This is a genomic window from Variovorax sp. Varisp85, from assembly GCF_047304045.1.
Classification (GTDB): domain Bacteria; phylum Pseudomonadota; class Gammaproteobacteria; order Burkholderiales; family Burkholderiaceae_C; genus Variovorax.
The window spans coordinates 1-10,901 of record NZ_JBGLYN010000114.1; the positions used below are offsets into that span (position 1 = coordinate 1).

General features: G+C 67.4%; 9 protein-coding genes and 1 riboswitch. Of the genes, 4 read left to right on the forward strand and 5 right to left on the reverse strand.

All coding sequences use genetic code 11. The features are described 5' to 3' along the window. The first annotated feature begins 484 nt into the window (after positions 1–484). From ACCC97_RS28075 to ACCC97_RS28085, 3 genes are read left to right on the forward strand one after another with little or no spacing between them, the layout of a single operon-like run. On the forward strand, positions 485–1,258 hold the full coding sequence (locus ACCC97_RS28075; protein WP_007831891.1) for a ferredoxin--NADP reductase: 774 nt from the start codon (positions 485–487) through the stop codon (positions 1,256–1,258). Positions 1,259–1,275: 17 nt separating this feature from the next. After that, positions 1,276–2,034: a TetR family transcriptional regulator gene (locus ACCC97_RS28080; RefSeq protein WP_007831892.1), complete on the forward strand. Its 759-nt coding sequence runs from the start codon at positions 1,276–1,278 to the stop codon at positions 2,032–2,034. After that, positions 1,980–3,179 carry an amidohydrolase family protein gene (locus tag ACCC97_RS28085; RefSeq protein WP_413336247.1) on the forward strand — a complete coding sequence of 400 codons (1,200 nt, stop codon included), beginning with the start codon at positions 1,980–1,982 and terminating at the stop codon, positions 3,177–3,179. Before ACCC97_RS28080 ends, ACCC97_RS28085 begins: the two co-directional genes overlap by 55 nt. A 19-nt stretch (positions 3,180–3,198) precedes the next feature. On the opposite strand, the gene ACCC97_RS28090 is transcribed toward ACCC97_RS28085, so the two are convergent. The 5 genes from ACCC97_RS28090 to ACCC97_RS28110 all read right to left on the reverse strand — a co-directional run bounded on the left by ACCC97_RS28090 (position 3,199) and on the right by ACCC97_RS28110 (position 9,826). After that, the gene (locus ACCC97_RS28090; protein ID WP_007831902.1) at positions 3,199–3,600 is read right to left on the reverse strand and encodes a GtrA family protein; all 402 of its coding nucleotides are present in this window, start codon (positions 3,598–3,600) and stop codon (positions 3,199–3,201) included. Continuing rightward, positions 3,597–4,592 carry a glycosyltransferase family 2 protein gene (locus ACCC97_RS28095; RefSeq protein WP_413314886.1) on the reverse strand — a complete coding sequence of 332 codons (996 nt, stop codon included), beginning with the start codon at positions 4,590–4,592 and terminating at the stop codon, positions 3,597–3,599. The genes ACCC97_RS28090 and ACCC97_RS28095 overlap by 4 nt, the downstream gene beginning before the upstream one ends. After that, entirely contained in the window at positions 4,589–6,400 is a 1,812-nt protein-coding gene (locus tag ACCC97_RS28100) for an ArnT family glycosyltransferase (protein WP_413314885.1), read from the reverse strand. Before ACCC97_RS28100 ends, ACCC97_RS28095 begins: the two co-directional genes overlap by 4 nt. Positions 6,401–6,452: 52 nt before the next feature. Then, entirely contained in the window at positions 6,453–9,167 is a 2,715-nt protein-coding gene (gene metH, locus ACCC97_RS28105) for a methionine synthase (RefSeq protein ID WP_413336248.1), read from the reverse strand. 79 nt (positions 9,168–9,246) lie between these two features. Further along, positions 9,247–9,322: riboswitch (S-adenosyl-L-homocysteine riboswitch) on the reverse strand. A gap of 66 nt (positions 9,323–9,388) precedes the next feature. Further along, positions 9,389–9,826, reverse strand: a complete 438-nt coding sequence (locus tag ACCC97_RS28110; protein WP_007831914.1) for a PACE efflux transporter — start codon at positions 9,824–9,826, stop codon at positions 9,389–9,391. Positions 9,827–9,928: 102 nt separating this feature from the next. Here ACCC97_RS28110 and ACCC97_RS28115 point away from each other — a divergent pair, with 102 nt between their 5' ends. Continuing rightward, entirely contained in the window at positions 9,929–10,855 is a 927-nt protein-coding gene (locus ACCC97_RS28115) for a LysR family transcriptional regulator (protein ID WP_007831915.1), read from the forward strand. Positions 10,856–10,901 lie beyond the last annotated feature (46 nt).

Genomic DNA, 10,901 nt, shown 5'->3' on the forward strand with positions numbered 1-10,901 from the left:
GGTTTGTTCGCCCACCCGGGGGGTGGGGTTGTTCTCGTCGCGGTCGTGTGCCCGGCGGTCGGTGGGGGGGGGCGGGCGGGCGGCCCGGCCCCCCCGCCGGCTTCGGCCACCACGGGCATGTCCATGCCGGGGAGGCCATCTGTCTTGGTGTGTTCTGTCATCGGGGCGATCTCGTGGGCGTTTCGGTGATGTGCGGGGGCAAATCCTGGCTGCCGGGGTTTGCAACAAACGTGCCGTCAGCCCGCTTGTGCACCGACTTCCGTTTGTGTAGCATTCCCTACACTTTCATGTTGCGTTCACTACATTCGCAGTCAATGTAGCAAACGGGCCCGATGCTTGCAATGGTGTTTTCTCGCGCTGTCCGTCGGGGTTTTTCCGACCAACGACAATGGAGGGTTCGCAGCCGGCCGGCGGCCGCATGCCCCAAGGGCGTGCATCCCGGCCCAGCCACCTTCCACTGTTCCAACCAACTCTTGAGTTCCGTATGAGTGCATTCAGCGAAGAACGCGTCCTGAGCGTCCACCACTGGACCGACCGCCTGTTCACCTTCACCACCACGCGCGACCCGGCGCTGCGCTTCTCGAACGGTCATTTCACAATGATCGGCCTGAAGGTCAACAACAAGCCCCTGCTGCGCGCCTACAGCATCGTGAGCCCGAACTACGAGGAGCATCTCGAGTTCCTGAGCATCAAGGTGGAAGAAGGCCCGCTCACCTCGAAGCTGCAGCACATCCAGGTGGGCGACACCGTCATCGTGGGCCGCAAGCCCACCGGCACGCTGCTGATCGACTACACGCTGCCGGCCAAGCGCCTGTACCTGTTCGGCACCGGCACCGGCCTGGCACCGTTCATGAGCATCATCCGCGACCCCGACACCTACGAGAAGTTCGAGCAGGTCATTCTGGTGCACGGCGTGCGCCAGGTCGACGAGCTGGCCTACCACGACCTCGTGATCGACCACCTGCCCAAGCACGAGTTCCTGGGCGAGATGGTTGCCAAGCAGCTGCTCTACTACCCGACGGTCACGCGCGAGGAGTTCCGCAACCAAGGCCGCATCACCGACCTCATCGAGAGCAACAAGCTCACCGACGACCTCGGCCTGCCCCCGCTCAACGTCGAGGAAGACCGCGTCATGCTGTGCGGCAGCCCCGGCCTGCTGGTCGACCTGAAGCACATCCTCGAAAAGCGCGGCTTCAAGGAAGGCAACACCTCGACGCCCGGCGACTTCGTCGTAGAGCGCGCGTTCGCCGAAAAATAAGCAGGGCGCCGCGCGCAATGGCCGACAACCGCACCGCCGCCAAGCCCCAGCGCCGCACCGGCGTGCGCGAGGCCGCGGCGCAGGCCACGCGCGACAGCATCCTGAAATCGGCGACCAAGGTGTTCGCCCGATACGGCTACGACGGCGGCAGCGTGGAGAAGATCTCCAAGGCCGCGAAGTCGTATGACCGGATGATCTACTACTACTTCGGCAGCAAGGAAGGCCTGTTCATCGCGGTGCTCGAGGGCATCTACCAGCGCATGGACGATGCCGAGGCCGCCATTGCGCTCGACGCCTCGCGGCCGGTGGAGGCGTTCACCGAAGTGATCCGCTTCGTGCTGGGCTACTACCGCAAGAACCCCGAGTTCGTCACGCTGCTGAACACCGAGAACCTGCACAAGGGGCGGCACATCTCGAAGTCGCTGCGCGCGCGCGAGTATTCGTCGCGGGCGGTGGCGATCATTGCGGAGATCCTCGCCAGTGGGGCGGCGCAGGGCCTGTTCCGCAAGGACCTGGTGGCGCGCGACATCTACCTGCTGATAGCGTCCACCGGCTATTTCTACACCTCCAACCGGCACACGCTCACCGCCTTCCTCGGCGAGCCGATGGAGTCGCCGGAGGCCGTCGCGCACTGGGAAGACTTCGTGATCGAGACGCTGCTGCGCACGGTGCGCGCGGACGAGCCGCAAGACAACACATCACCCCACGAGGACACATCGAAATGGCAGAAATCGCAGCCGGCGGCAAGTCGGGCAAGGTCGTCATCAAGAACATAGGGCTGCTGCTCTCGGGCGACATCGACAAGCCCATCCTCGACGCCGACACCATTGTGGTGAACGACGGCCTGATCGTGGCGGTCGGCAAAGAGAAAGACTGCGACCTCGAAGGCGCGCAGACCGTGATCGACGCACGCAAGACCTGCGTGGCACCCGGCCTGATCGACAGCCACGTGCATCCGGTGTTCGGCGACTGGACGCCGCGCCAGGGCCAGATCGGCTGGATCGACTCGACCATGCACGGCGGCGTGACGACGATGATTTCCGCCGGCGAAGTGCACCTGCCCGGCCGCCCCAAGGACATCGTCGGACTGAAGGCGCTGGCCATCACCGCGCAACGCGCCTTCGACAACTTCCGCCCCGGCGGCGTGAAGGTGCTCGCCGGTGCACCCGTCATCGAGAAGGGCATGGTCGAGAGCGACTTCAAGGAACTCGCCGAGGCAGGCGTGGGCCTGCTGGGCGAAGTGGGACTGGGCTCGGTCAAGGCCGGCTACGAGGCCAAGGAAATGGTGGCCTGGGCGCGCAAGTACGGCATCCAGAGCACGATCCACACGGGCGGCCCGTCGATCCCGGGCTCGGGCCTGATCGACAAGGACGTGGTGCTCGAAGCCGACGCCGACATCATCGGCCACATCAACGGCGGCCACACCTCGCTGCCCGAGGCGCATGTGTGCGAGCTGTGCGAGAAGAGCTCGCGCGCGATCGAGATCGTGCACAACGGCAACGAGAAGGTGGCCATCGCGGCGGCCAGGGCGGCGCTGGAGCTGAAGTGCCCGCACCGCGTGATCCTCGGCACCGACGGGCCGGCCGGCTCGGGCGTGCAGCCGCTGGGCATCCTGCGCATGGTGGCGATGCTGTCGTCCATCGCGAACATCCCGGCCGAGCTGGTGTTCTGCTTCGCGACCGGCAACACGGCGAAGATCCGCAAGCTCAACTGCGGGCTGATCGAAGTGGGCCGCGATGCCGACTTCGTGTTCATGGACCGCGCGCAGCATTCGCCCGCACCGGGCCTGCTCGAAAGCGTCCAGCTCGGCGACATTCCGGGCGTGGGCATGGTGATGATCGACGGCATCATGCGCTGCGGCCGCAGCCGCAACACGCCGCCCGCGACCGAAATTCCGGTCGTCGTTTCCGGCGCGCACTGAGCGCGCCGTGCCGGCGGCTTCAGCCGCCGCGGTGCGAGCGAAAGACCAGGTAGCGCGCCGACAGGAAGTTGGCGCTCATGCCGGCGAGGCTGCCCAGCGCCACGCCCAGGGCCGCGGCCCAGCGCCCGTCGACCCAGTGCAGCGTCAGCACGTAGGCGCCATAGTTCAGCACTGCGCCGGCGGCCATGGTCGCCAGGTAGCCCAGATATTCGCGCCAGAGGGAACGGCCGGCCGCTGCGCTGGCCGCGAAGGTGTAGCGGCGGTTGAAGGCCCAGGTGGTGGTCGCCGCCGCAAGGAACGACACCACGCGCGCCGCATACCAGCCCAGCAGCGGCGCCAGCAGGTACAGCACGACCACGTCGACCACGAGCCCGATCACGCCGACGGCGGCGAACGAGAGGAACTCGCGTGCGATCTTCATCGCGAGGCGCGTGAAGCGCGGGTCGCCTGCTCGCGCACGCCCGGAATCGCGAGATAGCGCAGCCGCTTGGCCTCCCGCCGCCCCAGCGTGATGGCCTGCATGACGACGCCGCACACGAAGGACAGCATGGCCGCCAGCATCGCGCCCGTGGCCAGCACCGCCGTGGGGAGCCGGGGCACCAGGCCGGTGTGCATGTAGGTCATGACGAGCGGCAGGACCAGCGCGACCGACATCAGCACGAGCAGCCCCCCGATGATCGAGAAGAACTGCAGCGGCCGCTCGCTCACGAACAGCTTGCAGATGGTCTTCAGGATGCGCCAGCCGTCGCGGTAGGTCGAGAGCTTGCTGACGGAGCCTTCGGGGCGCGTGCTGTAGGCGGTGCCTTCCTCTGCATAGGGCATGCGCAGTTCGAGCGCGTGCACGGTGAGCTCGGTCTCGGTCTCGAAGCCCCGCGACAGCGCCGGGAACGACTTGGCATAGCGCCGCGAGAACACGCGGTAGCCCGAGAGCATGTCGCTGAGGCCACCTCCGAACAGCTGCGCCACGGCGCCCGTGAGCATGCGGTTGCCGAGGCGGTGGCCGGTGCGGTAGGTGTGCGCGTCCTGGCCGTCGTCCACGCGGCTGCCGACCACCATGTCGAGGTTGTCGTTCACCAGCCGGTCGATGAGCCGGCGCGCGGCGCCGGCGTCGTAGGTGGCATCGCCGTCGACCATCACGTACACGTCGGCCTCGACGTCGGCGAACATGCGCCGCACCACGTTGCCCTTGCCGCGCAGGGCCACGTGCGTGACGACGGCGCCGGCCGCGCGCGCCACGGCGGCCGTGTCGTCGCTGGAGTTGTTGTCGAAGACGTGGATCTCGGCCTCGGGCAGCGCGGCGCGAAAGCCCGCGACCACCTGGGCGATGGCCAGCGCCTCGTTGTAGCAGGGGATGACCGCGGCAATGCGCAGGCCGGTGTTGCCTGGAACGGCGAGGGAATCGGTGTCGGTCATGGTGCGGCGGGAAGGATACGGTAGACCCGGCTGCCGTCTTTCTCGTACTCCACGGCGAAGTACTTGTCGAAATCGATGCGCGCGCTGAACACGGGCACCACGGAGTCCGGCAGGACCACCGCGGTGAAGCCCATGTCGCCGAGCTTGCGCGCGAGATCGCCGCCAGACAGGCGTCCGAAGTCGGTGTAGCGCCACGGCCCGAGCGTGTCGCCCCAGATGGGGTTGGGGCCGTAGTAGATCGCCTCGTTCAGCGCGATCTGGTAGACGCGGCCGGTGGCGTTGCGGCGCAGGTAGTCCATCACGGCGTAGCCCGGCACGTGCCGGCGCAGCACGGCCTCGCGAGCCTCGGGCGTGATCGAAACCATCGCGACCTTGGCGGCGGTCTGGCGCACCGAGACGGCGGCCAGCACGGCCAGCAGCAGCACGGCCACCCAGTCGCCCACGCGGGCCGGCGTGCGCCGCGTGACGGCAGCAGGCGGCGCGTCCTGCGCCGTGTTCCTGGCGCCGAACATGCGGCGAACGCCCGAGACGATCCAACCGAACAGCACCTGCCAGCCGATCGCCGCGATCGCGGCCAGCAGCGGGAACGAGGCTGTCAGGTAGCGCGGATAGCGCGAGGTCACGACCCAGACGGCCACCGAATACAGGCAGAACCAGCCGGCTGCACGCACCGCCGCCGAACGCTTCCACCACACGCTGAACGGCGCGAAGAACACGGACCAGATCAGCGCGTTGGGCAGCTCGGCGTGCACGCGCACGTCGGCCACCTGCTGCACGTAGTCGGCCGGCGTCCACTCGGTGAAGCCGAACACGCGCGCGCCGATGGGGTTGAACGGGTCGCCCGTCATGATGGCGTTGCGCGCATACCAGTACACGCACGGAACCAGGAAGCAGGCGAATACCAGCGCCCAGGCCCGGGGCCGGCGCTCGTGCCGGACGACGAACACCGCCACCAGCGGCAGGAAGATCAACGCCTGGTACTTCGAGCCAGCGGCCACGCCGAGGCAGAACGCGGCCACGCCGAGCCAGCGCATGCCGCCGTGCGCGGGCTTGCCGGGCTCCGATTCGCGCCACCACCACAGCGCCACGCAGGCCGACAGCACGAACAGCGCCACGCCCATGTCGATCAGCGCGTTGGAGTAATCGCCGAGCCCCAGCCAGATGGCCGCGCCGATGCAGGCGGTGAGCCGGTTGGCGTGCAGGATGCCCAGGCGATAGACCATCACCACCGACAACGCACCCGCCAGCGCATTGAGGAAGTGCGGCAGCACGTCGTCGCCGAGCTGCAGCGCGGCGGCGTAGAGCAGGTTGTAGTTGTACGGGAACCAGGGATAGCGCAGCCAGTCGTGGATGCCCAGCGAGCCCTGCTGTGCGACCTGGCGCGCGTACGGCAGGTGGTACATCAGTTCGTCGAAGGCAATCGGCGGCACGAGCGGCGCCACCAGCGCGGGCAGCGCGACCAGGGCCAGCGCAATCAGCGCGATGCGCTCGACATAGGTCCACGGCGCGGCGGGTTCGTTCGCGCGCAAGGCGCGCCGCTCGCGCAGCCACGACGGAAGCTGGAGCGCGGCGGCCACCACGCCTGCCACCACGAGCGCCACGGTCGCGCCGGCCTTGAAAGCACCGAAGATGGCCAGCGCCTGGAAGGCACAGATGTACAGGCCGACCCCGAGTGCGACGGCCATGGCCGCTTCGAGCCCCGCATCGCGGCGCGGCGGCGGGGCTAGGCGGCCCAGCAGCGCGCGGCCGAAGCCCCAGCAGCCGATCACGAAGATCGACAAGGCCGCGTAATGCGCGGCTGCAAACATCAGCTTCTGAATAACAACTCCCGGCGCCGGGCGGCCGCGCCGGCCGGCAGGTTCAAAGATTGGGCGCCAGCAGACGCTCGAGATAGGACTCGCTCTCCTTGCGCCGCGCGGCCTGGTCCTGCAGCTGGTCGTGACCGATCTTGCCGACGTTGAAGTACGTCGAATCGGGGTGACTCAGGTAGAAACCACTCACGCTGGCGGCGGGCATCATAGCGAGGCTTTCCGTCAGGGTCATGCCAATGTCCGCGCAACCCAGAAGGTCGAACATCGGGCCCTTCACGCTGTGGTCCGGGCAGGCCGGGTAGCCGGGCGCGGGGCGGATGCCGCGGTATTTCTCCGCGATCATGTCGTCGTTGCTCAGGCTCTCGTCGCTCGCGTAGCCCCAGAGGTCGGTGCGCACCCGGTGGTGCAGCGACTCGGCGAAGGCCTCGGCCAATCGGTCGGCCAAAGCCTTGAGCATGATGGCGGAGTAGTCGTCGAGATCATCGACGAAGTACTTCTCTTTTTTCTCGACGCCCAGGCCGGCCGTGACGGCGAACATGCCGACGTAGTCCTTCACGCCGCTGTCCTTCGGCGCCACGAAGTCGGCGAGGCAGCGGCTCGGGCGCATCACGCCGTCGATCACCTGCTTCTCGGTCTGCTGGCGCATGCCGTACCAGGTGAGCGCGACTTCGCTGCGCGTCTCGTCGGTGTAGAGCTCGATGTCGTCGTCGTTCACCGTGTTGGCGGGCCAGAAACCGACCACGCCGCTGGCGCTGAGCCAGCGGCCTTCGATCAGGCGCTTGAGCATGCGCTGGCCGTCGGCGTACACGCGCACGGCCTCGGTGCCGACGATCTCGTCCTTCAGGATGGCGGGGAACGGGCCGGCCAGGTCCCAGGTCTGGAAGAACGGGCCCCAGTCGATGTACTTGGCCAGCTCGGTGAGGTCGAAGTTCTTGAACACGCGCCGGCCGATGAACTTGGGCACCGGCGGCAGGTAGTTCGCGAAATCGACGGGCGTCTTGTTGGCGCGCGCCTTCGCGAGCGGCCACATGGGCACCTGCTTCTTGTTGGCGTGTTGCTGGCGCACCTTGTCGTAATCGGCGTTGATCTCGTCGATGTAGGCGGTGGCCTGATCGCTCAGGAGCGACTGCGCCACGCTCACGCTGCGCGAGGCGTCGGGCACGTAGACCACGGGGCCTTCGTAGTGCGGCGCGATCTTCACGGCCGTGTGCACGCGGCTGGTGGTGGCGCCGCCGATCAGAAGCGGAATCTTCTTGATGCGGAAGTGGTCGTCCTTCTGCATCTCGCCGGCCACGTACTGCATCTCTTCGAGGCTCGGCGTGATCAGGCCCGACAGGCCCACGATGTCCGCACCCTCGACCTTCGCCTTCGCAAGAATTTCGTGGCACGGGACCATCACGCCCATGTTCACCACTTCGAAGTTGTTGCACTGGAGCACGACGGTCACGATGTTCTTGCCGATGTCGTGCACGTCGCCCTTCACGGTGGCGATGATGATCTTGCCCTTGGTGCGCACGTCGCGGCCCGCGGCCTCGTCCTGGCGCTTTTCTTCCTCGATGTAGGGAATGAGGTGGGCCACGGCCGACTTCATGACGCGGGCGGACTTCACCACCTGCGGCAGGAACATCTTGCCCTGGCCGAACAGGTCGCCCACGATGTTCATGCCGTCCATCAGCGGCCCTTCGATCACGTGCAGCGGGCGGCCGCCCTTGGCCAGAATGGCCTGATAGGCCTCCTCGGTGTCTTCGACGATGAAGTCGGTGATGCCGTGCACCATGGCGTGCGACAGGCGCTGGTTGACCGGCACCGGGTTCTCCGGCGTGCCGCGCCATTCGAGCTTCTTGCTGTCGTCTTTCGCGCCGCTCTTGGCGGTCTCGGCCACCTCGACGAGGCGCTCGCCAGCGTCGGGACGGCGGTTCAGCACCACGTCCTCGACGCGCTCGCGCAGCTCGGGTTCGAGGTCGTCGTACACGCCCACCATGCCGGCGTTGACGATGCCCATGTCCATGCCCGCCTGGATGGCGTGGTACAGGAACACGGTGTGGATCGCCTCGCGCACCGGGTCGTTGCCGCGGAAGCTGAAGCTCACGTTGCTCACGCCGCCCGAGACCTTGGCGCCCGGCAGGTTCTGCTTGATCCAGCGCACGGCCTCGATGAAGTCGACCGCGTAGTTGTCGTGCTCCTCGATGCCGGTGGCAATCGCGAAGATGTTGGGGTCGAAGATGATGTCCTCGGGCGGGAAGCCCACCTCGTCCACCAGGATGCGGTAGGCGCGCTCGCAGATCTCGATCTTGCGTTCGTAGGTGTCGGCCTGGCCCTTCTCGTCGAAGGCCATGACCACGGCGGCGGCGCCGTAGCGCTTCACGAGCTTGGCCTCGTGCTTGAACTTGTCGACCCCCTCCTTCATGGAGATGGAGTTGACGATGCCCTTGCCCTGGATGCAGCGCAGGCCGGCCTCGATGACCTCCCACTTCGAGCTGTCGACCATCACCGGCACGCGCGCGATGTCGGGCTCGCTGGCGATGAGGTTGAGGAAGCGCACCATCGCCGCCTTGCTGTCGAGCATGGCCTCGTCCATGTTGATGTCGATCACCTGCGCGCCGTTCTCGACCTGCTGGCGCGCCACGGCCAGGGCTTCTTCGAACTGGCCGTTCAGGATCATCCGCGCGAAGGCCTTGGAGCCGGTGACGTTGGTGCGCTCGCCGATGTTGACGAACAGCGTGCCCGCGCCGATGGCGACCGGTTCGAGGCCGGACAGCTTCATGGGCGGGGGAACAACGGGGGCGGAATCGGGGGTAGCTGGAGCGGGAATCTGGGACATGGCCTCACCTGCGGAAGAGTCGGACAGGCGAGCGTCGTTGTCGCCCCAAGCCTGACGGCCGGCCTGCGAGGCCCGCCGCTGCAACGCTCCTTGGGAAGTGGTGCATTTTAGGTCGATTCAACCGGCCAAGGTAAAAGCCCCCGTTTCCGCTCCCGCCCGCCGGCTCAGGCGGGTTGCGCCTCGCCCATGGCCGAAGCCGGCAGGCCGAACACGCGATCGAAAGCCCAGTTGAAGACGAAGGTGTAGACCAGGAAAAACACCACCAGCCCCAGGTCCATCACCAGCGCCTGCCAGAGCGACACGCCCAGGCCCCAGGCGAACATCGGCACCAGGAAGGCGATCAGCCCGCCCTCGAAGCCGATGGCATGGGCGACGCGGCGGCGCACGCTGCGCCCGCGCACGGCCTGGCGCGACTCCCAGCGCTCGAAGAGCGCGTTGAAGACCAGGTTCCAGATCACCGCGATGACCGAGGCGGCCACCGCCAGCACGCCGGAATGGCCCAGGCCGGCGTCCGTCATCAAGGCCAGCCCGGCGCTGGCGGCGACGATGGCGATGCCTTCGTAAAGGGTGATGTAGACGATGCGACGCTGAATGCCCTGCATGACGCTTTTCTCCTGGTTCGTGGCTGCGATGTCTGGACTTTATGTGTCACCCGCTGATATAAAAAGTTAACTTGTTTCAGTTTTATTGAAAGATCTGGCGCCATGGCCTTCTCCAGCGACAACATCGAAGTCTTCCTGGCCGTGATCGACCACGGTTCTTTCTCTGCCGCGGCGCGGGCGCTGCGCAAGGTGCCATCGGCGGTCAGCATGGCCATCGCCAACCTCGAGGCCGAACTCGCCCTGCCGCTGTTCGACCGCAGCGGCCGCGAGCCCCAGCCCACGGCCGCGGCACGTTCGCTGGAGCCTCAGGCGCGGCTGCTGGCGGCACAACTCGGGCAGCTCCAGGTGCAGGCGCTGGCGCTGACCCAGGGGCTGGAAGACCGGCTCACGCTGGCCATCGCGCCCGAACTGCTGGCCGCGCCCTGGAGCGGCCCGCTGGCCGAACTGGCACGCGAACACCCGCTGCTGCAGGTGGAGGTGCTGGCGGCCCCGCAAGCGGATGCATTGGCGCTGCTGCACAGCGGTCGCGCGCAGCTGGCGCTGGTGTTCGAGCGCCCGAGCCTCGACGGCCGCGAAGGCTTCCAGGAAGTCGGCAGCGACCTGATGGTGGCTGTGATGGCGCCCGACCACCCGGTGCTGCTCGCGGCGCCGGGCGGCCGGCTGCGTGAGGAGCACCTGACGAACACCCGGCAGATCGTCGTGGCCGGCCGCGACCTCGCCAACAGCGATCCGCGCTTCGTGTTCGCGCGCCACGTCTGGCGCACCGACAACGCGCTGGCCGCGCTGAGCCTGATCACCGCCGGGCTGGGCTGGGGCTGGCTGCCACGCAATTTCGCGCGGCCGCACGTGGCGGCCGGGGCGCTGGTCGAGATTCCGTTCGAGAACCTCAGCAACGGGCTGGACCTGTGGGTGGACGTCGTATGGTCACGTGAGCGCCCACTTGGGCTGGGAGCCCAGCGCTTCGTGGCGCTGATAGGGAAAGACCGGGTAGCCCCCGGCGAGTGCAGCCCCAAGACCGGCGGAAACTAGCTGCCGGCCTCTTCAGCGGTCGTGGCCGCGGCCGCCGCCCGGAGTA

Coding starts and splice junctions, on each gene's coding strand:
- ACCC97_RS28115 (WP_007831915.1), top strand. CDS start 9,929: ATGGCCTTCTCCAGCGACAACATCGAAGTCTTCCTGGCCGTGATCGAC.
- ACCC97_RS28085 (WP_413336247.1), top strand. CDS start 1,980: ATGGCAGAAATCGCAGCCGGCGGCAAGTCGGGCAAGGTCGTCATCAAG.
- metH (WP_413336248.1), bottom strand. CDS start 9,167: ATGAAGCTGTCCGGCCTCGAACCGGTCGCCATCGGCGCGGGCACGCTG.
- ACCC97_RS28110 (WP_007831914.1), bottom strand. CDS start 9,826: ATGCAGGGCATTCAGCGTCGCATCGTCTACATCACCCTTTACGAAGGC.
- ACCC97_RS28090 (WP_007831902.1), bottom strand. CDS start 3,600: ATGAAGATCGCACGCGAGTTCCTCTCGTTCGCCGCCGTCGGCGTGATC.
- ACCC97_RS28100 (WP_413314885.1), bottom strand. CDS start 6,400: ATGTTTGCAGCCGCGCATTACGCGGCCTTGTCGATCTTCGTGATCGGC.
- ACCC97_RS28075 (WP_007831891.1), top strand. CDS start 485: ATGAGTGCATTCAGCGAAGAACGCGTCCTGAGCGTCCACCACTGGACC.
- ACCC97_RS28080 (WP_007831892.1), top strand. CDS start 1,276: ATGGCCGACAACCGCACCGCCGCCAAGCCCCAGCGCCGCACCGGCGTG.
- ACCC97_RS28095 (WP_413314886.1), bottom strand. CDS start 4,592: ATGACCGACACCGATTCCCTCGCCGTTCCAGGCAACACCGGCCTGCGC.